Source organism: Wujia sp. (assembly GCF_056872695.1).
In genome coordinates this window covers 167533-190795 of sequence record NZ_DBMFCD010000001.1, presented here as the reverse complement: position 1 = coordinate 190795, position 23263 = coordinate 167533, and the positions used below count along the sequence as shown (strand labels likewise).

Here is a 23263-nt window from a genome sequence, read left to right as displayed (position 1 = left end):
TTTTCTGATTAAACTTCCTTACAATTCTCGCCAAGGAATTCGAGTGCCTTTCTGGAAGCGATATCCTTCTTGATATTCTCCATCTCCGGAGCACCAATCATATCCTTGAGTTCCTCTGGCTTCATCTGATACTGTGCAGCCATATCCTGGATCTCAGCATCTACATCCTCATCACTTGCAACGATATTCTCTGCTGCTGCAACTGCCTCAAGCACAAGACTTGTCTTGATTCTTGCGATTGCATCCGGCTTTACACGCTCTAAGAACTCTTCCTTTGTTGTTCCCATAAGCTGGAGATACTGTTCCATCTGAAGTCCCTGATACATCATTCTCTGAGACATCTCATTCATGATTCTTTCCTGGTTGTACTTGATCATTGCTTCCGGAATCTCTACCTCAGCTGTCTCAGCGATCTTCTCAACTACCTTAGACTGCTTCTCGCGCTTTGCCTGCTCTTCCTTCTTTACTTCCAATGTCTTCTTCTTATCTTCCTTGTACTCAGCAAATGTCTCGAAAGAAGATACATCACTTGCGAACTCATCATCCAGCTCTGGAAGCTCCAGTGCGGAGATTGCAAGAAGCTCTACCTTAAATACAGCTGGCTTGCCCTTCAGCTCTTCTACATGATACTCTTCCGGGAATGTTACGTTTACATCAAACTTATCGCCAATATTCTTTCCAACGATCTGATCCTCAAATGTATCAATGAAGGAGTGTGAACCAAGTGTGAGCTTGTAGTTCTCGCCCTTTCCACCTTCAAATGCAACATCATCTACAAAGCCCTCGAAGTTGATTGTAACTTCGTCATCCATCTGTGCTGCTCTGTCTGTTACATCGATCTTTCTTCCGTTTTCCTTCTGATCCTTCAGGATTTCTGCCATAACATCTTCATCTGTTACAGTTGTATCAATCTTCTCGATCTCAACACCCTTGTAATCACCAATCTTGATCTCTGGCTTTACAGCTACAGTTGCTGTGAAGATAAAATCCTTACCCTTCTCAATCTGTGTTACATCGATCTCTGGATTGGATGTAATCTCTTCCTCACAGTTTTCGAGTTCTTTTGGATAATACTCATTTATAAGCTGATTTGCAGCATCTTCATAAAAGATAGCAGCACCGTACATTTTTTCGATGAATGCCTGTGGTACTTTTCCCTTACGGAATCCAGGTACAGAGAATTTACTCTTCTGCTTATTGTATGCAGAAGTAATTGCCTTTGTAAACTCCTCGGCTGGTACTGTAATTGTCAATTTCGCCATGCTTCCGTCTAATTTTTCTACTGCTAAACTCATTTGTTTTTTTCCTCCTTAACTTGCAACGCCTACTATCCACTGTAAGCACTATTCTCTGCATTATAACATAAGATTTTTCGCAAGTCTATATATTTACTCAAAAAAAGAGCTTGTTTCTATATCTTATGCAATAATGTTTCCCATTATCACTGATATAGAAACAAACTCCCTTACTTGGTCTTACTTAGTGCATATCCATCTGATAAGTCCGATTACTTACCAGACATCTGCTGCTCCTGCTTCTTGATCATCTGTCTGACCATCTCGCCACCGATTGAACCGCTCTCACGGGAAGTAAGATCTCCGTTGTATCCCTGCTTCAGGTTTACACCGAGCTCATTTGCTACTTCCATCTTGAACTTGTTCATAGCTTCCTTAGCCTCTGGTACGCTTGTTGTGTTGTTTGAGTTCTTCATAATTTTCTACCTCCATACTTTTGAATTAAGACATGTATGTCTTACTCTTATTATGTTCGGTATGCGAAGAACTATGACTGTTAATTTTTAGAAACTTTTTTCTTTTTGATCGTAACCACGATTCCTACGCCCGCAAATACAAATGCGCACACAAGCAATACGATTGGTGTTGCATCCCCCGTCTGTGGAGATCCGGCTGCACCCATATAGGTATACTTCACAGGATTCTTCGTAGTGTTCTGTCCGCCGTTTGCGCCATTACCATTATCGCCCGGTTTCACATCCGTATTCGGCAGCTCTGATGTTCCTGGTTTCTCGGTTGTTCCCGGTTGTTCCGTTGTTCCAGGCTGTTCCGTCGTTCCTGGCTGTTCCGTTGTTGGTTCTTCCTGTTTTACCGAATAGAACCATGCAAGAATCACCATGTCTTTTGTAACATTTGTATAATCCTGATCCCAGCCCTCGAAGGTGTATGTGTAATCCTTCGTTGGTGTCTTGGTCGGTATACCTTCCGGCGGTGTTGCAGAAGCACCTTCTTCTACTGTCTCAGTTTTTAAGACATTACCATCGCCATCCTTCCATACAACCGTATAAGTCTTTGGCTGTGTTACACGATACAACGCATAGGTTGAAAAACGATCTGTATTAATAATAACATAATCATGTGTAAGTGTAGCCTCACTTGCGTCTATCCAGTTCTTGAACGAATAATTTTGCCCTTCCGCATGTAATGAAGCTACCTTGATATTCTCGCCTGCCAGATCCTCCAATGGGAATGATATCGTAACTGGCTCATACAGTCTCGTCAGATTCTGTGTATATTCCAAATTACCGTATTTATTATAAACATTTTTCTCAATATACAATTTGATATATCGAACAATCTCTGTCTGGCTGCCAAGCTTATCTGCGAAAATCCCCTTTTCTTCAGATGTCACATCGTTTACCTTAATATAGCTTGCATGCAGCGCAATGTCGATCCGACCACCATTTTGAACGATTCGCAGATCATCATCCGTTACATTTCCCTTGTAGTAGCTGTTATTGTAGATCTTATCAAGACCATCCACAGCAATCTCCACATCGCCATCATCCAATATCACGTCCGTAGACAAACCGGAAAGTACGAAGTTGATTCCTCCGGTTGTCGAATAAGTTTCTGGATATGTGATCATTCCATCCGTAACCGTTACTGATGCTTCTTTCGTCAGAGTACCGTTTGTTGCAACGATACGATAGGTTCCATCGGATACACCCGTAAACATATACCGTGTGTTTTCTGCGCTTGTTACAACCTCGCCGCCGACAATGGTATTGCCACGGTACAGGTTGATATAAATCGGCTTATCCTTCACATCGTCCGGCAATGAATCATTATAAGCTGCCGTACCGTAGACTGTGGTCGTTGAATTGCCAGACAGTGTCTTAAAGCTTCCTTCAATCACACGCTCCTCAGCAGAATTCAGAGTTGCTGCATGTACGCGGTAATTATATACCGTATCTGGTGTCAGTTTGCTGAAATTGTAAATCATTTCAATTCCACGTGCGGTATCTGTTTTATTGACAAGTACAGTATCATAGCTTGTCTCAGTTGCCTTCTTGTATTCGATATAGCACAGACTCTTTGATAGCGGATTTGTTCCCTGAATCACCTGTACCTCGATATGTGCTGTCGTATTTGTGATGGCTGTAACCGGTGTTACCTCCAGACCAAGCGGTTCAAAGCTTACCTCTGCAGACTTGTTACCTGCATTGTCGTAAGCAACAATCGTGTAAGTTGCACTGCCATCTGCCTTGAAGCTTCCCTTTGACACACCATCTGTATCCGTAACAGCAACTGCATTGCCATTCACAAGCACCTGATCAACATTTACTCCACTAATCAGATCGACGGCCTGAAAATTAATGGTTACTGTACCACTTGCATCTACCACAGAATCTGTAATCGTCACAGACGGTCCCTCAATATCAACCTTTACATCCTCGGAAGCGGTATCACTCTGACAACCCGCCTCGCTGACTGCCCATGCTTCCACCGTCACATCGCCCTGTCCATCCAGTGCAAATGTGTAGTTTTCTCCTGTAAAGCTATCAGAGGATTCGTGTTTTCCACTTGCATCTGTGTAAATCACTTTATAATAGGTTTTGACCGGAACCTTATCACTTGTCTCCGTTGTCGATTTGATCGTTACCTTCGGCTTGTCCTCGATCAGCCAGCCCGCATTTCCAATCGCTCCATTATCACCCTTTGTGATTGATACGCTTGGCTTATCCGGTCTCTCGGAAGAAATATGACTGTAGGTTACCTGTTCGGTAGACTTATTGCCTGCGATATCCGTTACAACCAAGATATAGGTTCCACTCTCTGTTACATCATAGCTTTCTGTCCAGCTCTTCGCACCGGAGGCCGACCATGTCTGGATCGGCTCACTGTCTGTGCTGTCCTTGTACAGCGCAATGCTGTCAATACCACTTTCCAGTTCACCCTCTGTCGCTTCCATTTTAATCGTGACATCAGACTGGAACTGCGTCTGGCTTTCTCCATCATCAGACAATGTCACTGCCGGCTTGATGCCATCGAAGAGGAATGGTCCCTGCTTCTCCACATTTACCGTATTGCCTGCATTATCCTTTACAACCGCCGAGATGTAATACTTGCCTGGCGTGTAATCATTTGATGCTCCACCTGTGATAATCTGGTGGAATGTATAATCTGTAATCTTTGCATTCTTTGTCACATTGACACCATACGCAGATGTCGTAGCCGTCACAGTCGTGCTTGGTGTCTCAATACTCCATATCGCTGCATCCAGTCCACTGTCAATATCCGTTGCCGCGATTGCTGCATCCAAGGTGTTATACCACTTGTCTGTCAGAGCAGCTTCTTCATTTCCCTGCACGTTCAGCGCAGCAGTTGGAGGGTTTCCCTCAACCATCCACTCATAATATTTATCTGTCAGACTTGCATCTGTATTCGTCGTATAACATACCAGCTTTGTATGTGCAGACTCTTTCTGCTTCGTATCGGTTGCCCATACAACCAGCTGTCCGGCATATCCACTTCCTACCAGAAGTTTTGCCTCATACAGACCATTTCCTTTCGATACCATCTTCGTCTGCATCATTGTCGTCGAAACAGTGCCTGCATCCTCGCCCGCAAAATAATAATGCAGGTAATCACAAGGACTTTCGTCTGAACGATATGTAACCGTCAATGTCATACCTGTGACATTGTCCTGCGAATGATAATAGGTACCAAATCCAAGCTGATTTACAAAGCCTGCCGGTTCTACCGTATGGCTTACATAAACCGGAATCTTCGTATCTACAACGATTGTGTCTTTCACCGTATAGATAGCAGAGATTGCATCAGTTGTCGAATTATACAGCTGGAACCGGATGTTCGTGTATGTGCCATCCGCCGTAATACCTGCGGACTGGTTTTTGAACAGCGCCTTTGCCTGCGCACGTGTCATCGTATCAGAGATATCCACTTCGCCATCACCCAGGATTCGAACCATATCATATCCGTTCGTTGCCACGATCGTATAGCTTTGATAATATCCACCGACTGCTGTCTCTTTGACAGTGAAATATCCGTCAGAACTTTCTCTTGTTACCGAAAATTTCGGTGGATTTGCAACAACCACCTCATAGTTTCCGTTGCTTGCAAAGGTTGGTCGGATATAATAATATGCATTTGCCGGACTGCTGTAAACCTTACGGTTTGTCTCCCATGCATCCTTATTATTCAATCCAAGATATCTTGTCATAAATGCATTCGGATCTGCCGCATATGCATTCTGCTCTTCGTTGTTATTTCCCTGTGCAATATTATCCGGATTTGTGATCGTCAGTGTACAGTCCGGACTATCCTGTCCAAACAATACAGAATCCATATCGTATGCAACCTCTACGTTCAGGGTACGCTTCGTTACGCTGGCTGCATTTGCTACATCAAGGTGCCCTTCTTCTACATTCAGTAGCTCATAGCAGTTTGCATTATTTCCGGATAGCTTTGGTGATGTGAGACGGATTGTCTTTCCAGTTCCGACATCCTTGCCTTTCACGCTTCCGGTATCAAGCATCTTCGCTGCAGCATCAAATGTCACCTGAATTGCATCATTCGTAATGCACGCTGGTACACTGCCATCCTGCGCAGTGACAGACGCTGTCGTCTGCACCTGAATGGTATCCGAATTATCATATACCTTTGTCAAAGTTCCTCCCGTGGAAGCATCCTTGACCTCACCGATGATAACCGGAAGCTTTTCAACGGCAAACACAAGGTTGAAGGTTGCTGTCTTGTTTGTGTCGTTTGTATCTGTGACCGTAAATGTATAGCTCTGTGCATCCGTTGTCACATTGTTCGGTGTACCTGTTATCGTATAAGAGTTTGCTGATTCATTTACAGAAAGTCCATAGGTACCCAGTCCGGTTGTAACTGCCTGCATACCATTTGTAAACTGGATAGACTCGCTCTCTGCGCCATCTTTCTTGTACTTTGCCGTAATGACATGGTTCATGGCTGTACCGTACATGCCTGTCACAGCCGCATCACTGCCATCCACCTTATTGCCATCGACATACAACTCAATTTCCTTATATTTCCACTGACCAATCAGTTTAACCGGCGCAACATTTGTTTCATCTTTTAGCTCACCAGTTTCTTTTACCAGTCCACTCTCGATCGTCGCAGCCATTGTTGCTGTCTGGGATGGATCAATAATCGTATCAGTGCCCTCGATCTTCCAGCCTGCAAAATAATATCCCTTGTTATTGATATAAGCTGCTTCGTCCAAAGACAAGATAGATACCACATCACCATATGCAAACGGCGCACTTTCTTCTACCGCATCAGCTGCATTTACCGGACCAAGTACACTGACAACCGACGGATCATACAACTGGTATGTCAGCTTCATATCCTTAATCGGCTCCCAGCCTGCCTTCACCGTGATCGTGTTCGTGCGAACATCGGAAGACTTCACCTCGATATTCTGACCAATCGTCTTATCTCCAAGACTGATATACTTATATCCTCTCTTATAGAAATGATAGGTAGCATCTGATCCCGGTACTGCAAATGACATTCCCTGTTCCACATTACCGGTATCTGTCTCATTCGTCGGTATCGTAACGCTTGCTACCTCTCCCTGATCACCACAATCAGAAAATGCGAGTGTATATGCAGTTCTTGTGATCTTTACAAATACCTGATAGGTTCCATTTTCTGTCGTTGTCATCTGATTGCCAGCGATTTGAGTTGTACACTGTGCATCACTGTACAGATTTCCGTCTGTTGTAAAATAATTTGCATCCAGACCAAAGCCCTGCAGAATTTCTGCTTTATTGTTCATCAAAGTAATGATAGAGTCTGCAACTGCACAAGCCTTTGAAAAACCGGCAATTGTCTGAGATGAGGTTGTATATGCATAGTATGTAACATTGGCCGTTCCTGCATCCGTCGTTCCGTCGTCTACAGCATCGGCATTTCCGCTTTCATCAAGCAGTTGAACTGCATCGTCTGCACCATCCTCGCCATTCATCACACTGGTTGCGTCTGTCGCGGTATTCGTCAGTGCCGCGTTTGCATCATCGCCATTATTTACAGCGGATGACGTCAGGAACATCGACTGTGTGATCAGAAGAGCCACAACCATAATCGATGCGACCATCTTCTTGCCATTTCCGCGTCCCCAGCAGATGACATGTGAAATTGCAGTTACAACCGCAACCAAAGCAAGCATCGGATAAACTAATATCCGGTGTTTCTTTCCAATATCCAATAATTTACTTACCAGCTTGTCTTTCAAGTTCATAGTTACACCTCTCTACCTTATAAACTCTCTATATCCTCGATACATTTTCCATAATAATTCAAGTCAAACTATACCTGTCCACAATTATACTTCATTGTATCATACTGCTATGTAAAATCAAATACTTTTTATGAAATTTTCCACAAAATATTGGGGTTGTTTTAGAAATAATGACTTATTTTGTACTTTCGGATGCTGGCCAAAGCTCCTTACCGATACCACGACTGTTTCCAGAGCGGCACATACGAACCATCGTAAAATGATGGCAGATTCTGATTGAGATATGCAAGTTCTTTCTCATACTCACTCCGGCTTATCCCTTTGTAATAAAACGGCTGTTCTTCCACAATCGAAGGGTTGCGAAATGAATCATATTCGACAAGGCTTTCATACTCGATCTTCCTGGATATATCCTGTTCTTCTCCCATGCAAATCCTCCTTCCATCCTTACCTTATACTAAGATGATAAGCGGTTTGCATGGGATTTTCAAGACATTTTACAAAATGCAACAAATACGCGCATTTTGTGGATATTGTGGATAATTATTCCGGATAGACGAGTCTCTCCTCTGAAATATTCTCCAATACTTCCGTCAGATATTTCTTACTCAGATATTTTGCCATTGGCAGGTTCATGTCGAGATAGTTTCCGCAATCCCGCGCACACGCACCCGGCACTTCTCCCTCGAACTCACTCATAAATGTATAAAGCTCTTTCAGCAATGGCACGATATCCTTCGACTCATACTCGCCTGCCAAGATCAGATAGAATCCCGTCCGGCATCCCATCGGTCCAAAATAAATGATCTTATCGCCATAATCCTTATGATTCCGCAGAAATGTTGCTGCCAGATGCTCTATCGTATGTACCTCCGCCGTATTCATCACCGGCTCATAGTTTGGTCTTGTCATACGCAGATCAAACGTCGTAATCACATTTCCGCCGACGTTATCCTTTCTTGACACATATACGCCTGGGAGTAAATTCAGATGATTGACTGTAAAGCTTGCTATTTTTTCCATGATTTTACCTGCTTTCTTATTGATTCTATATTCGACATGTGATTCTATTTATACATGGAATCACATATGAGATTAACTCTTATTCTATGCATTCGCATATCCTGCAACGATTGCCTGCACGAGCTTCACGCTGTGTGCGATTGCCTTCGCCTCAAAGGTTGGATAATCTTCGGTTGCACTGTCATCCGCCTTGTCTGAAATCGCACGGATGATCAGAAATGGAATCTGATTTAAGTATGCAGCCTGTGCAATTGCTGCGCCTTCCATCTCGGTGCAGTCGCCTGCAAATGTCTCCAGAATAAATTCTTTTTTCGCCTTATCGGAGATAAACTGATCACCACTGACCACGCGTCCCTCAAATACATGGATATCCGGGTTCACACGCTCGCAGCATTCCTTCGCCAGCTTGCGCAGCTTCTCATCTGCAACAAATGTCGATGTCTCCATCCGCGGAATTACGCCCGGCTCATAACCAAAGCCTGTGGCATCCATATCATGCTGCAGTGCATCGGTCGAAAGTACGATATCACCGATATCAATCTTCGCATTTAAGCTTCCTGCGATTCCTGTATTGATCACTGCATCGACATGATACAGGTCGCACAAAATCTGTGTGCAGATTCCCGCATTGACCTTTCCGATTCCGGAGCGGACAACGACGACATCCTTGCCGTTCATCGTTCCTTTATAGAATTCCATAGATGCCTTTGTCTCGACTGTAACATCCTGCATGGTTTCCTTTAATTTTGCAACTTCTTCATCCATTGCGCCGATAATTCCGAGCATTTTTCTTTCCTCCTTAATAAATATAATTGCAAATTCAAGTATTTCTATCTTCCATATTTATAGTTTAAGCTTCAATCCTATGCGATGTATTGGAACTAAGAATTACTAAATGTTCCGATACACTCCATCACTTCGTACGAAACCGCCGCCAATTCGCCATCCATGGCTCAGTGGCGGCTTGATTGAACATCGTGTTCAATCATTTCTGTTTATGTCACAGAACATTAAGTAATTCTAAGTTCCAAACATATGCATATTCTTGAATTTCAAACTATAAATATGGAAATACACATATCGCATTTTGCAATTATGCATTTACTTCATCATTTCAAAAATGTTCAAGAGATTCTCTTGCATTTTCTATCTTATTGCATAATGTTTCGTAAATGGCTGTGATTCCTGCATCATCGTAGGCTGCTTCCGGCAGATCTGCAACATAGAATTCGTTCAGGATGTACATGGCAAGTTCCTGTAATTTCTCTCCACGCCCGCTCTGTTTATGTTCCACCATCTTCTGTCCGGCTGTACGTATAAGCGCGTGCCACGCTGTGATAAATTCCCGATTTTTCTCCGGACAACGCATGGAAATCCACTTTTTCACCTTAATCTTCGCCAGATTATTCTTCTCACACTCACCGGTCTGCAGAAAATAGGAAAACTCCCCTTTCGCATCATAGACTCTTCCAAGTGGAAACAACCGGCAGATGCCCGGTCGTATATCATGGATTTGACATCGTCCCTCGTCGTTAAGATAAGCGCAGCTATCCTGTTCCTTTTTCATGCTGAGATTCGGCAGAATCAATCCATCTACGATATTCAACTCTACATTTCCGGTTGCAAGAAGCTGTTCAAATGTAAGCTTCTTTTCTTCTGAGAAACTCTTCAGAAGCCAGATATCATAGGGATCTAAGATAATTGACGTACCCATGCCCATGCAGCATTTATGACAGCCACCGCATCCAGCGGTATCCGCCTTCACCATATCATTTTCCCGGTATGTCCGTCCATCGGATATCTCTTCCAGACTACATTCGCGTATCATTTGCAACTCCTTTTTCTGTAACTTTTTCCACGTAACGATAATAGCATAGTTTATAGGTGATTTTCAATAACAAAAACCACCGCATATCTTACGATACACGGTGGTTCTAAACTCTTATTTACTATTTACTTTCGCAAATAATCAGATTACTTTGCAGCAAGCTCAGCCTTGATAGCCTCTGTCAGTGCTGGAACGATCTTGTTCAGATCACCAACAACACCATAGTCAGCTACATCAAAGATTGGAGCGTCTGGATCCTTATTGATTGCAATAATGATATCAGACTCTTCCATACCAGCTACATGCTGGATTGCTCCTGAGATACCGATTGCGAAGTAGAGCTGTGGACGTACAGTCTTACCTGTCTGACCAACCTGAAGCTCCTTTGGCTTCCAGCCTGAATCTACAACGGCACGTGAGCATGAAACCTGTCCGCCAAGTACGTCTGCAAGATCCTCCAAAAGCTTGAAGTTCTCAGCAGAACCAACACCACGACCACCAGATACAAGAATCTTTGCATCCATGATATCCTTGATGTCTGAAACAGCCTTAGAAATCTCAAGGATCTCTACATATCTGTTATTTGGTGTGAAACCTGGGTTGTAGTTGATAACCTCAGCCTTTGCACCCTCAACCTTGTCAAGCTTCTGCATAACGCCTGGACGTACAGTAGCCATCTGAGGACGGTTGTCTGGACATGCGATTGTAGCGATTGTGTTACCACCAAATGCTGGACGAGTCATAAGAAGCTGATTGTGCTTCTGCTCTTTTCCTGGGATTGGGTTAACAGGGAAATCACCGATCTCAAGTAATGTACAGTCAGCTGTAAGTCCTGTCTGAACTCTGGCTGAAACTGTAGGACCAAGATCACGACCGATTGCTGTTGCACCAACCAACATGATTTCCGGCTTGAACTCATTGATAACTGAAGCAAGTGCGTGTGCATATGGCTCAGTTCTGTAATTCTTCAACTCTGGATCGTCTACTACGATTACCTTATCTGCACCGTAAGCAGCAAGCTCGTCTACAAGTCCTGAAACATCAGAACCAACCAATACTGCTGTTACTTCTGTGCCTAACTTCTCTGCAAGTCTCTTTCCTTCGCCAACAAGCTCGAAAGAGATTCCGCTTAATACATTATCTACCTGCTGTGCAAAGACGAATACGCCCTTGTACTTTGCTAATTCTTCTGCATTCATTGCTCCCATTTTATTCACCACTTTTCCTTTTTAATTAAATTACATGCTTATCCTTCAGTTTACCAACAATATAGCTTACTGGATCTGCGTCTTCCGGAGCCATCTCGCCCTGACCCTTCTTAACCTTGTCAGAAGCTCTGGCGATCTTCGTTGGAGAACCGTTCAGACCGATGTTTGAATCATCAACATCTACAAGATCTGCTCTACCAAGAGTTGTGATCTCTGCGTTTACTGCATCGAAGATTCCACCTGGTGTCATATATCTTGGATCATTTAATTCAGAAAGTGCTGTGATAAGACATGGCATCTGAGCCTTTACCATATGGTAACCATCGTCATACTGACGCTTAACGATTACGCTGTCTCCATCCACCTTGATCTCCTGTGCATAAGAGATAACTGGAAGTCCAAGGTGCTCAGCGATCTGAGGACCAACCTGAGCTGTATCACCATCGATAGCCTGACGGCCTGTGATAATCAGATCATAGTCAAGCTTTCTGATCGCACCAGCGATTGTTGTAGATGTTGCCCAGGTATCAGCACCACCAAGTACACGGTCTGTTACAAGAACACCCTTGTCAGCGCCCATAGCGATTGCTTCCTGAAGAACATCTGCAGCCTTTGGAAGTCCCATTGTAAGAACTGTAACCTCAGCGCCATACTGATCCTTCAGTCTAAGAGCTGCCTCAAGACCAGCCTTATCATCCGGGTTCATAATTGTGAGCATTGCTCCTCTATTCAATGTACCATCCGGGTTGAACTGTACGCCACCCTTTGTATCAGGTACCTGCTTAATACATACGATAATTTTCACGATAAGTACCTCCTTACTTTAACAAGTTTGCTGAGATAACCATACGCTGTACTTCTGAAGTACCTTCGTAGATCTCTGTGATCTTAGCATCTCTCATCATACGCTCAACGTCATACTCCTTGATGTAACCATAACCACCATGAAGCTGTACACACTTTGTTGTTACTTCCATAGCAACCTCAGCAGCATAAAGCTTAGCCATAGCAGCCTCTACAGAGTAAGAAACCTTAGCGCCACTCTGATACTCATCTTTCTTTCTTGCAGCCTTGTATACAAGAAGCTTAGCAGCCTCTACCTTTGTAGCAAGATCAGCAAGTACAAACTGTGTATTCTGGAACTGGGCAATTGATCTACCAAACTGCTTTCTTTCCTTTACATAGTTTACAGTTGTCTCAAGAGCGCCCTCAGCGATACCAAGAGCCTGAGCAGCGATACCGATACGACCACCATCGAGTGTGTGCATAGCGATATTGAAGCCCTTGCCCTTCTGTCCAAGAAGTGCATCCTTAGGGATACGGCAGTCTGTGAAGATCAACTCATATGTAGAAGAACCACAGATACCCATCTTGTTTTCCTTCGTACCAAATGTAAATCCAGGTGTTCCCTTCTCTACGATAAATGCAGAAATCTCTTTCATCTTTCTGCCACGCTTCTCGATGATACCTGTAACAGCGATAACGATATATACGTCAGCTTCCTTACCATTTGTAATGAAGCACTTAGAACCGTTCAATACCCACTCGTCACCATCAAGAACTGCCTTTGTCTGCTGTCCCTGTGCATCTGTACCGGCACCTGGCTCTGTCAGACCGAACGCACCGAGCTTCTTACCAGATGCAAGATCCGGAACATACTTTGCCTTCTGCTCTGGTGTACCAAATGTTACGATCGGGTCTACACACAGAGATGTATGTGCAGATACGATAACACCTGTTGTACCACAAACCTTAGAAAGCTCTTCTACGCACATAGCATATGTGAGAATATCACAGCCCTGTCCGCCTAATTCCTTAGAAACAGGAATTCCTAAGAAACCATACTTTGCCATCTTGTCTACAGTCTCTCTTGGAAATCTGTGTTGCTCATCAATTTCCTGTGCAAGAGGCTTTACTTCGTTCTGCGCAAAATCCTTGAACAGGGTCTGCGCCATTTCATACTTCTTGTCTAAAGTGAAATCCATTCTTTCTATCCTCCATAATAGATTGTTTATTACACCCGCACGTGGCTAACAGCCACATGCGGAAATTGTACGCTTATTACTGAGCGTCAACAGGTGTCTTTGTACGATCTGCGTTGTATACGTAGAATCCCTTGCCTGTCTTACAGCCGAGGTTTCCACCACGTACCATCTTACGAAGCAATGGACATGCACGATACTTGCTGTCGCCTGTTTCCTTGTACAGAACATCCATGATTGCAAGGCAGATATCCAGACCTACGAAATCACCTAACTCAAGCGGTCCCATTGGGTGATTTGCACCAAGCTTCATAGCTGCATCAATACCTGCGATATCAGAAACACCTTCCATCTTAATGAAAGCTGCTTCGTTGATCATTGGGATAAGGATACGGTTTACAACGAAACCAGCAGCCTCATTTACCTGTACAGGTGTCTTACCGATCTCCTCAGAGATCTTGATGATCTTATCAACTGTCTCCTGTGGAGTATTTACACCGGCGATAACCTCAACAAGCTTCATTCTGTCAGCAGGATTGAAGAAATGCATACCGATCATAGGACGTGTAAGGCCATTTCCGATCTCTGTGATAGAAAGTGAAGATGTATTAGAAGCGAAGATACACTCTGGCTTTGCAATCTTGTCAAGCTCAGCAAATGTTGTCTTCTTAACTCCCATATCCTCGAATGCAGCTTCTACAATCAGATCGCAGTCTGCACAGAGATTTTCCTTCAGACCAGGTGTGATGCTTGCAAGAATTGCATCTACCTTCTCCTGTGTCATCTTTCCTTTTTCTACAAGTCTAGCATAGCCTTTAGCGATCTTATCCTTTCCGCCTTCGGCCCACTCCTGTTTGATGTCGCAAAGTGCAACCTCGTAACCATCAACCATAGCAAATGCCTTTGCAATGCCCTGTCCCATGGTACCAGCACCAATAACGCCAACCTTCATGTTTATTTCCTCCTTAAAATTTTAATTACTTACCTGTTTATTATTTGTTCTGGAAAGGAACAACCTTTAACTTCTTCTCCTTGTCTTTCTCAAGGAAGTTGCCCATACCTGCCTTCTGGTCTTCTGTCTCGAAGCAGTCACCGAAGAGCTTCTCTTCGATCACGATTGCCTGATCCATATCTACCTGAAGTCCATCGTTGATTGCCTTCTTGCAGTTTCTAACAGCGATCGGAGCATTTGCTGCGATGCCTGCTGCCATCTTCTTAGCTGCCGGAAGAAGCTCTTCCAATGGATATACAGCGTTTACAAGACCGATTCTGTATGCCTCATCAGCCTTAATATTTCTTGCTGTGTAGATCATCTGCTTTGCCATACCGGCTCCTACCAGACGAGCGAGTCTCTGTGTTCCACCAAATCCAGGTGTGATACCAAGACCTACCTCTGGCTGACCGAATACTGCATTCTCAGAACAGATACGGATATCACAGCTCATAGAAATCTCACAGCCACCGCCAAGTGCAAATCCGTTGATTGCAGCGATTACCGGGATCGGGAATGTCTCAATCTTACGGAATACATCATTTCCCTTCTTACCGAATGCTTCGCCCTCAGCCTTTGTAAGTGTAGACATCTCTGCGATATCAGCACCTGCTACAAATGACTTCTCGCCAGCACCTGTAAGAACTACGGCTCTTGTTGTATCCAGATCAATTGCATCGAATGCAGCTTCAAGCTCATCCAACACCTGACTATTCAACGCATTCAAAGCCTTAGGTCTGTTGATTGTAACAACGCCTACAAAGCCTTCCTGCTCATAAGTAATAAATTCCATCTTAATCTCCTTAAACTATATCCAAATATGTTACGCGGCTCAATTAGTCCTCAATCTTAACGATTGTAGAGCAGCCCATTCCACCACCGATACACAGTGTAGCAAGACCTGTCTTAGCGCCTCTTGCCTGCATCTCATGAAGCAATGTAACAAGGATACGGCATCCGGAAGCTCCAACCGGATGACCAAGTGCGATTGCACCACCGTTTGGATTGAGCTGCTTCTCTGTATCAATACCAAGATCCTTACCAACTGCGACTGACTGTGCAGCGAATGCCTCATTTGCCTCAATGATATCGAAGTCTTCGATCTTCATGCCTGTCTTAGCCATAACCTTCTTTGTAGAAGCAACAGGTCCGATACCCATGATAGAAGGATCAACACCTGCAAGTGCGCCTGCAACGAATGTAGCCATAGGCTTAACTCCAAGCTCTTTCGCCTTCTCCTCAGACATAACAACGATTGCTGCTGCACCATCGTTGATACCAGAAGCGTTACCAGCTGTAACGAATCCGCCTGGGTTGATTGTACGAAGCTTAGCCAGAGTCTCAACAGTTGTTCCAGGACGAGGACCCTCATCCTTCTTGAACTCGATTGTCTCTTTCTTCTTCTTAACCATAACTGGAACGATCTCTGCGTCAAATGCACCAGACTCCTGAGCTGCTGCTGCCTTCTGCTGGCTGTTTGCTGCAAATACATCAAGCTCTTCACGAGTCAGTCCCCACTGCTCACAGATGTTATCAGCTGTCTTGATCATGTGGTAATCATTGAATGCATCCCAAAGAGCATCATTTACCATTGTATCAACAAGCTTGCCGTTGTTCATTCTGTAACCAAAACGAGCGTTCATAGCTGCATAAGGAGCCATAGACATGTTCTCCATACCACCTGCTACAACGATATCAGCATCGCCAGCCTGAATCATCTGAGCTGCCATGTTAACACAGTTCAAACCAGAACCACAAACTACGTTTACTGTAACAGCAGGTGTCTCGATAGGAAGTCCAGCCTTCAGAGATGCCTGACGAGCTACGTTCTGTCCAAGACCTGCCTGGATAACGCAACCCATATATACATGATCGACCTGATCTGCAGGAACGCCTGCTCTGTTCAGAGCCTCCTTGATTACGATAGAACCTAACACTGGTGCCGGTGTTGTCGAAAGAGCACCACCCATAGTACCGATTGCTGTACGACATGCGCCAGCTAAAACTACTTTCTTTGCCATGATGAAATTTTCCTCCATTTCGTTTTATTGTTTCTATCTGTGCCGATCATGCATATGTCGACACGCCTAGATAGATAATATCATAATTTCCATGGTTTCGCAATAAAAGAAACCTTTACTTTTGTTTCTTTTTATGTACATTGCGTATACTTTTCTTATTTTTTGTATTCATTTGTGGCTTCTGATTTTGTCCCTGCTTCTGGGCAGAATTTTTATGTTGCACATTCGAACGGTTTCCAGTTTGTTTATTCAGCGCCCCATGTTGAGATTTTTTCTCATATACAGCATTTTTCATCTTCCGTGGTTTGATCAGACAAGTTTTATCAAATCCAATCAAGTCTGTCCGCCCTGCTTTGACAAGTGCCTCATGCACCAGATCATAATTATCCGGATTTCTATACTGGATCAAGGCCCGCTGCATTGCCTTTTCATGTGGCGAATTCGGTACATACACCTTTTCCATCGTCCGCGGATCGACACCGGTGTAATACATGCAGGTCGATATCGTGGATGGTGTCGGATAGAAATCCTGCACCTGCTCCGGCATGTAGCCTAAGTCCCTCAGATACTCTGCCAGTTCCACCGCTTCTTTCAGGGTCGAACCCGGATGCGATGACATGAGATATGGTACCATGTACTGCTTTAAACCAAGTTCTTCATTGATCCGCTTGTATTTCCTGCAAAATGCCTGAAAGACTGCATTCTCCGGTTTACCAAGTTTCATCAGCACCTTATCCGAGATATGCTCCGGTGCCACTTTCAGCTGTCCGCTGATATGATATTTGCAAAGTTCCCGGAAGAACGTGTCATCCTTGTCCGCCATCAGATAATCAAACCGGATACCTGAACGGATAAATACTTTTTTTACCTTCGGCAGACTCCGAAGCTCCCGCAACAGCTTCAGATAATCCGAATGGTCCACGATCAGGTTCGGACAAGGCTTCGGAAATAAGCACTGCCGATTCGCACAGACGCCATATTTTTCCTGTTTCTTACAGGCTCGCTGCCGGAAATTTGCCGTCGGTCCACCCACGTCATGGATATATCCCTTAAACTCAGGATCTTTCGTCATTTCCCTTGCTTCTTCTATAATAGAAGCATGACTGCGTGTCTGTAATGTCCGCCCCTGATGGAATGTAAGCGCACAAAAACTACATCCGCCAAAGCACCCACGATTACTGACAAGTGAAAATTTAATCTCCGATATCGCTGGAATTCCACCTTGTGCTTCATAAATCGGATGATAGGTCTTCGTATATGGAAGTGCATACACCTCATCCATCTCCAGCTCCGTCAAAGGATCTGCCGGCGGATTCTGGATCACATATTGATAATCTTTGTATTTTTCTACTAGAACCTTCGCGGTGATATGGTCAGTGTTATCATATTGTATCTTGAAGCTTCTCGCATAATTTAACTTATCTTCCTGTAATGCATCATACGATGGAAGTTCAATATAGTCTTCATACAGATGTTCCAGATTTCTTGCTTTGTAGACGGTTCCATGAATAAAACTTAAATCTTTGATGTCGATACCACTTTCCAGTGCATCTGCAATCTCCACGATTGCATGTTCACCCATACCATAGATTACCATATCCGCCTGCGCATCAACGAGAATCGAATGTTTGAGTTTGTTCGACCAGTAATCATAATGAGCCAGCCGGCGCAGACTTGCTTCAATGCCGCCTGCCACGATTGCTGCATCCTTGTATTTTTTCCGGATCAGATTGCAGTACACGACTGTCGCATAATCCGGTCTTTTTCCCATCTCTCCACCCGGCGTATAGGCGTCCGTATGCCGTCTTTTTTTAGAGACAGTATAATGGTTTACCATCGAATCCATATTTCCCGCACACACCAGAAAGGCAAGCCTCGGTCTGCCATAAATAGCAATGGAGTTTTCATCCTTCCAGTCCGGTTGCGAAATAATTGCCACCTTATATCCATGTGCCTCTAACACCCGGCTTATAATCGCCGGTCCAAAAGATGGATGATCCACATAAGCATCCCCTATCACATAGACAAAATCCGGCTGTTCCCAGCCTCTTAATTGCATTTCCTTCTGCGTGAGCGGAAGGAATCTCTCGTCATACATATATTCCACGTCATGTTCACGCAGTGTTATTTTCCTATTTTCCACGTATCTCTATCCTGTCTTTTACTCTTCCAAGGTTCTTCCGTCCTTGATATAATAATGCGCCGTTCCGGCGCCTGTCGCAACAACTTGATCCGGATTCTTGATATTCACGACCGGAACACCTATCCTTTCCATAATCAGCTTGTCCATACCGAAGATCTTGCTTCCGCCTCCGGCAAGAATAATACCATGCTCGGAAATATCCGAAACAAGCTCTGGCGGAGCTCCCTCCAGCATGACACGGATAGCATCCATAATCTGATCTGTCTCCTCCTGACACGCCTCGATCATCTCAGATGATTTGACAGCCATCTTTGTTGGAAGTCCACGTACCAGTTCCTTTCCACGTGCATATCCAATCGCATCCTGCTCCCGTGGATATACAGATCCAATGTCCTTCTTCAACTGCTCGGCAGAACTTTCGCCAAGCAACACATTGTGACGTTTGCGCATGTAACGGATGATTGCCTCATCAAAATCATCGCCACCGATCTTGATAGAACTGCTCTGTTGTACGCCGCCTCTTGCAACAATCGCGATATCTGTCGTTCCCGCGCCAATATCCACAACCATCGCACCAACCGCGGATTCAATATCCACACCTGCACCGATAGCTGCTGCAAATGGTTCTTCGAGTACATACACATTTTTTGCACCGGTACGATATACCGCGTCACACGCTGCACGTCGCTGTACATCCGTGACACCACTTGGTACACAGACGCAAATGTTTGGCTTCCCCCAGATCTTTCGTTTTGCAATCGCTGATTTCACATAGATCTTGAGCATACGCTCCGTCATAATATAATCGGAAATAACACCATTTCGAATTGGACGTGCTACTTCGATATCCTCCGGTGTTTTTCCAAGCATCTTCTTCGCTTTATTTCCAACCGCAATAATCTTTTTGCTCTTCGCTTCATATGCGACCACAGATGGCTGGTTGACCACAATCCCCTTGTCTTTTATGTATATGACCGTGTTCGATGTTCCAAGATCTATACCGATATCTATATTTACCACGTTTTATACCTCTTATCTTCTGGTTTCTTATTTATCATCTTGCCATCAGCTTATTACACAAAAAGCCGATGCTTAAATTATAAGCATCGGCTCTTATTTTTTCAACGATTATTTAAAATCTTCGCTTAGTAAATATTTCCGACTGGATCCCTTTGCCTTCTCACGATCGTCACATTTCAACATCGCCTCATCACAAGCCTTGAGCATACGATCGATATTTCCAGACTCCATCGCCATCAGAAGGTTCTTCACAGTACCCTCTACAGAATCATCTGTCTTAAAGCCCTGTTGCTTGAAATATCCTTTTGCAATTGCAAGCATATCCTTTGTAGAAATGCCTTCCATATTGATCTGATGTGCAAACTTGTTCTTTGCTTCTCCGGTTGCGCCAAACAAGCGATTGATAGACTCAGTTGCACCCGTCAGAATAACTACAACATCATTTGCATCCTTAGCTGTAAGCTTTATCAACTCTGTCATCTTGTCTGGTGCAATCAAGCCTGCGTTTTCAACAACCATACATCCGCCGGCAAGTTTTGACATCGCGTCTGCAAGCTTTACCTTGTTCAATGCCTGTGCCTTGATCTTTGCAATCGTCTTTGCCTTGCAGATTCCCATATCATAGAAGCTTCTTGCAAAATCTTCGCCAACACAGGTCAGACCAAATCCATGATCACCCATCATACATACATTACGGTTATTCTGGTCAACTGTAATTGCATTGAATGTCTCGACAAGACTCTTTCCGGATTTCTCCATCTTTGTATACTTCTCAAGATAAGATGCAGCAAGTGGAAGTTTTCCTTCTTCGGCCGGCTGTGTCAAATCGATCTGAATCGTATCTGCCTGTTCTGCCGCCTTCAACGCTTCCTCTTCCGCTTTCTTCGCAGCCTCCAAAATCTTACGGGCTTCCTCTGCCTTTGCCTTTGCTTCCGCCTCTGCCTTTGCAGCTTCCTCGGCTGCCTTCTTACGAGCCTCTTCTTCAGCTTTTGCAGCAAGTTCTTCAGCTGCCTTCTTCTTAGCTTCCTCTTCCGCCTTTTTCTTTGCTTCCGCCTCTGCCTTCTTCTTTGCTTCTTCTTCCGCCTTCTTACGTTTCTCTTCCTCAGCCTTTGCCTTTGCAGCTTCCTCGGCTGCCTTCTTTGCATCTGCCTCTGCCTTCTTACGAGCTTCCTCAGCTGCCTTTAGTGCTGCCTCTTCCGCCTTCTTTGCTTCTTCTAAGATACGCATAGCCTCTTCAGCTTTCTTACGGGCTTCTTCGGCTGCTTTCTTTGCTTCTTCCTCAGCTTTCTTACGGGCTTCTTCTTCGGCTTTCTTCTTTGCCTCTGCCTCTGCCTTCTTCTTTGCTTCCGCCTCTGCCTTCTTCTTTGCTTCCGCCTCTGCCTTCTTCTTTGCTTCTGCTTCGGCTTTCTTCTTGGCTTCTTCCTCAGCTTTCTTCTTTGCTTCTGCTTCGGCTTTCTTCTTGGCTTCTTCCTCAGCACGCTTCCGATTCTCTTCTGCACGCTTTGTTGCTTCTTCTTCTGCCTTCTGTGCCTGTTCTAAGATACGCTTTGCTTCTTCGGCTTTCTTCTTTGCCTCTTCCGCCTTCTTCAAAGCTTCCTGCTTTGCCTTGGCTCTTGCCTCTTCTTCCGCTTTCTTGCGGGCTTCCTCGGCTGCTTTCAGACGTGCCTCTTCCGCTTTCTTACGTTTTTCTTCCTCTTCTGCCTTGAGGCGTGCCTCCTCGGCTGCACGTTTCTCAGCGGCTGCAGCTGCACGCTGTCTGGCTGCTGCTTCTGCAATTCTGCGCTCCTGTGCAGCTGCCTTTTCTTCTGCCTCTTTCAGTTTCTTTCTTCTGGCTTCTTCCTTCCGTTCAGCCTCCTCAATGGCTGCCTTTTTCTTGGCTGCCTCCGCCTCAGCTGCCTTCTTTGCCTTCTCTTCCTGCGCTTTCTTCTTTTCTTCCTCTGCCTTATTCTCAGCATCACCATATTGCGCAAGTTTTGATATCTCTGCACCCAGAGCATCCTCATCCTCGTCACCAAGATCATACATACTCTTCACATCATTGGTAGGAGTACTCCGATTTGGTACGATGCTGATAATATCATCAGCATCAGCCTTGGTTGTCTTATTCTCCTGTGCTTTCCATTCTACGCCATCGGAAATAATAGTTGTATTTCCCTGTTTTGTAAATGATGCTTCACCTTCTGCATCATCTCCACCAATTACTTTTACATCGCCACTGTCACCGGATAACTTTGTAGGACGCAATCTTGCCTTTTCATCATCCTGAGCCTTTTTCTTCTCAGGTGCATTCTCTTTCTGCTTGTTACCCATGTCAATATTGAGTCCAAGACCGCCGGATGGTTCTGTAGCCCCAAGGCCGCCGCCCAATCCTCCAAGTCCTTTGCTTTCTGTTTTACTTCCGGATAATCCTCCTTCCACCGGCGCACCAAGTCCGCCACCAGCTGGTTTATCCAAAGTTTTACCAGACTTATCTGCCTGAATGCCAACACTCATACCAAGTCCTTCATCACTTGCTTTCTTTGGCTCTTCCTTTGCAGGCTCTCCCACCTTTGCAGATGTCTCTTCTGGTTCCTCATCCTCCAATTTAATACCAAGTTCTGCAGCTTTCTTACGACGTTTCTTCTCTTCGATTTTCGCAAGTTCCTCCGCTGACAGAGTTTTGTATTTTGGCTTATTGTGGTCCGCAGCAGCTTCTCCAGCCTCTGCAGCCCCAGACAATTGCATTGCTTCCTGCTCTTTTTTCAGTTTTGCAGCCTTGGCAGCTTTTTCCTTTTCTACCTGTGCTCTTACCGCAGCAATCAACGCTTCTCTTTGATCAATAGCCACTCCCATTGCCTCCTTTCAGTCATACCTTCTCTCGGTCATGTCTTCTCGTCAAGAATTATCTGTATTCTTTCACACGTTTCAGCAAATTCTTCTTAACAGAATCTATCTTCAAAGATGCTTTTAACTCATCTCGTGAAGGTCCTTTTTGTGCGGGCTGTTCTTCTCTCTTCTCAGCCTCCGGTGTTGTTGATATAGCATCCATGCTGATTCCAAGTGATGCAAGTAACGCTTCTGCCTCTCTCTGCATCTGCTCCTCTTTACGCATGTTTTCCGTCATCTTATCCTGTGCTTCTTCCATAATCACGTTAAAATTGTTCTCAACAATTTTCGTTTCCTTATGGTAATCTGGGAATAACGATGACTTAAATACTGGAAAGTCCAGCTTCTTTTTTTCCGGTTTTGTTGTAAACGGAGCTACATGGAATTCCTCTTTCGGTTCTTCCACCGTTTCCTCGTTTTCCGGTTCCGGCTCAGTTTCCATCTCCGGCTCCGGTTCTACTGTCTCTGACTCTTCGACTTCTGCCTCAATCTCCGGTTCTTCTTCGACAGCTTCTTCCACCGTCTCCTCGATCTCCGGTTCTGGCTCAGTCTCCATCTCCGGCTCCGGTTCTACTGTCTCTGACTCTTCGACTTCTGCCTCAATCTCCGGTTCTTCTTCGACAGCTTCTTCCACCGTCTCCTCGATCTCCGG

The 23263-nt window shown here is 44.6% G+C and carries 17 protein-coding genes; all 17 read right to left on the bottom strand.

Translation table 11 applies throughout. The features are described from left to right. Positions 1-8: 8 nt before the first annotated feature. Positions 9-1295, bottom strand: coding sequence for a trigger factor (gene tig, locus ACZQK9_RS00895; RefSeq protein ID WP_483269333.1), 1287 nt, complete (start codon positions 1293-1295; stop codon positions 9-11). A 212-nt stretch (positions 1296-1507) separates the two neighbouring features. Further along, complete coding sequence (locus tag ACZQK9_RS00890; RefSeq protein WP_117780736.1) at positions 1508-1711, bottom strand: alpha/beta-type small acid-soluble spore protein; 204 nt, start codon at positions 1709-1711, stop codon at positions 1508-1510. An 80-nt stretch (positions 1712-1791) separates the two neighbouring features. Further along, positions 1792-7530 carry an Ig-like domain-containing protein gene (locus ACZQK9_RS00885; protein WP_483269332.1) on the bottom strand — a complete coding sequence of 1913 codons (5739 nt, stop codon included), beginning with the start codon at positions 7528-7530 and terminating at the stop codon, positions 1792-1794. Between the two features lie 209 nt (positions 7531-7739). Further along, entirely contained in the window at positions 7740-7958 is a 219-nt protein-coding gene (locus ACZQK9_RS00880; RefSeq protein ID WP_483269331.1) for a hypothetical protein, read from the bottom strand. A gap of 115 nt (positions 7959-8073) precedes the next feature. Continuing rightward, positions 8074-8553, bottom strand: a complete 480-nt coding sequence (locus ACZQK9_RS00875) for an S-ribosylhomocysteine lyase (RefSeq protein ID WP_483269330.1) — start codon at positions 8551-8553, stop codon at positions 8074-8076. Between the two features lie 84 nt (positions 8554-8637). Further along, positions 8638-9339, bottom strand: coding sequence for a 5'-methylthioadenosine/adenosylhomocysteine nucleosidase (locus tag ACZQK9_RS00870; RefSeq protein WP_483269329.1), 702 nt, complete (start codon positions 9337-9339; stop codon positions 8638-8640). A 328-nt stretch (positions 9340-9667) separates the two neighbouring features. Continuing rightward, complete coding sequence (locus tag ACZQK9_RS00865) at positions 9668-10381, bottom strand: YkgJ family cysteine cluster protein (RefSeq protein WP_483269328.1); 714 nt, start codon at positions 10379-10381, stop codon at positions 9668-9670. Between the two features lie 146 nt (positions 10382-10527). After that, a complete protein-coding gene (locus ACZQK9_RS00860) occupies positions 10528-11589 on the bottom strand; it encodes an electron transfer flavoprotein subunit alpha/FixB family protein (RefSeq protein ID WP_021986153.1) in 1062 nt (353 codons plus the stop codon). A gap of 25 nt (positions 11590-11614) precedes the next feature. Then, positions 11615-12394 carry an electron transfer flavoprotein subunit beta/FixA family protein gene (locus tag ACZQK9_RS00855; RefSeq protein ID WP_021986152.1) on the bottom strand — a complete coding sequence of 260 codons (780 nt, stop codon included), beginning with the start codon at positions 12392-12394 and terminating at the stop codon, positions 11615-11617. Between the two features lie 13 nt (positions 12395-12407). Then, positions 12408-13574: an acyl-CoA dehydrogenase gene (locus tag ACZQK9_RS00850; RefSeq protein WP_177983615.1), complete on the bottom strand. Its 1167-nt coding sequence runs from the start codon at positions 13572-13574 to the stop codon at positions 12408-12410. 76 nt (positions 13575-13650) lie between these two features. Then, positions 13651-14523 carry a 3-hydroxyacyl-CoA dehydrogenase family protein gene (locus ACZQK9_RS00845; RefSeq protein WP_177983616.1) on the bottom strand — a complete coding sequence of 291 codons (873 nt, stop codon included), beginning with the start codon at positions 14521-14523 and terminating at the stop codon, positions 13651-13653. A 40-nt stretch (positions 14524-14563) separates the two neighbouring features. Continuing rightward, positions 14564-15355: an enoyl-CoA hydratase-related protein gene (locus ACZQK9_RS00840; RefSeq protein WP_483269327.1), complete on the bottom strand. Its 792-nt coding sequence runs from the start codon at positions 15353-15355 to the stop codon at positions 14564-14566. Between the two features lie 43 nt (positions 15356-15398). Further along, positions 15399-16583 (bottom strand): acetyl-CoA C-acetyltransferase, encoded by a 1185-nt coding sequence (locus ACZQK9_RS00835; protein ID WP_177987573.1) that lies wholly within the window; start codon positions 16581-16583, stop codon positions 15399-15401. Between the two features lie 115 nt (positions 16584-16698). Continuing rightward, positions 16699-18681, bottom strand: coding sequence for a YgiQ family radical SAM protein (locus ACZQK9_RS00830; protein WP_483269516.1), 1983 nt, complete (start codon positions 18679-18681; stop codon positions 16699-16701). Between the two features lie 63 nt (positions 18682-18744). Continuing rightward, a complete protein-coding gene (locus ACZQK9_RS00825) occupies positions 18745-19746 on the bottom strand; it encodes a rod shape-determining protein (RefSeq protein WP_483269326.1) in 1002 nt (333 codons plus the stop codon). Positions 19747-19854: 108 nt separating this feature from the next. Next, a complete protein-coding gene (locus ACZQK9_RS00820) occupies positions 19855-22572 on the bottom strand; it encodes a hypothetical protein (protein ID WP_483269325.1) in 2718 nt (905 codons plus the stop codon). Positions 22573-22627: 55 nt separating this feature from the next. Next, a partial coding sequence (locus ACZQK9_RS00815) for a hypothetical protein (protein ID WP_483269324.1) occupies positions 22628-23263 on the bottom strand: 636 nt, incomplete at its 5' end.

Excerpts from the sequence above, each read along its gene's own strand:
- tig (WP_483269333.1), bottom strand. The coding sequence starts at position 1,295 with ATGAGTTTAGCAGTAGAAAAATTAGACGGAAGCATGGCGAAATTGACA.
- ACZQK9_RS00890 (WP_117780736.1), bottom strand. The coding sequence starts at position 1,711 with ATGAAGAACTCAAACAACACAACAAGCGTACCAGAGGCTAAGGAAGCT.
- ACZQK9_RS00885 (WP_483269332.1), bottom strand. The coding sequence starts at position 7,530 with ATGAACTTGAAAGACAAGCTGGTAAGTAAATTATTGGATATTGGAAAG.
- ACZQK9_RS00880 (WP_483269331.1), bottom strand. The coding sequence starts at position 7,958 with ATGGGAGAAGAACAGGATATATCCAGGAAGATCGAGTATGAAAGCCTT.
- ACZQK9_RS00875 (WP_483269330.1), bottom strand. The coding sequence starts at position 8,553 with ATGGAAAAAATAGCAAGCTTTACAGTCAATCATCTGAATTTACTCCCA.
- ACZQK9_RS00870 (WP_483269329.1), bottom strand. The coding sequence starts at position 9,339 with ATGCTCGGAATTATCGGCGCAATGGATGAAGAAGTTGCAAAATTAAAG.
- ACZQK9_RS00865 (WP_483269328.1), bottom strand. The coding sequence starts at position 10,381 with ATGATACGCGAATGTAGTCTGGAAGAGATATCCGATGGACGGACATAC.
- ACZQK9_RS00860 (WP_021986153.1), bottom strand. The coding sequence starts at position 11,589 with ATGGGAGCAATGAATGCAGAAGAATTAGCAAAGTACAAGGGCGTATTC.
- ACZQK9_RS00850 (WP_177983615.1), bottom strand. The coding sequence starts at position 13,574 with ATGGATTTCACTTTAGACAAGAAGTATGAAATGGCGCAGACCCTGTTC.
- ACZQK9_RS00845 (WP_177983616.1), bottom strand. The coding sequence starts at position 14,523 with ATGAAGGTTGGCGTTATTGGTGCTGGTACCATGGGACAGGGCATTGCA.
- ACZQK9_RS00840 (WP_483269327.1), bottom strand. The coding sequence starts at position 15,355 with ATGGAATTTATTACTTATGAGCAGGAAGGCTTTGTAGGCGTTGTTACA.
- ACZQK9_RS00835 (WP_177987573.1), bottom strand. The coding sequence starts at position 16,583 with ATGGCAAAGAAAGTAGTTTTAGCTGGCGCATGTCGTACAGCAATCGGT.
- ACZQK9_RS00830 (WP_483269516.1), bottom strand. The coding sequence starts at position 18,681 with ATGTATGACGAGAGATTCCTTCCGCTCACGCAGAAGGAAATGCAATTA.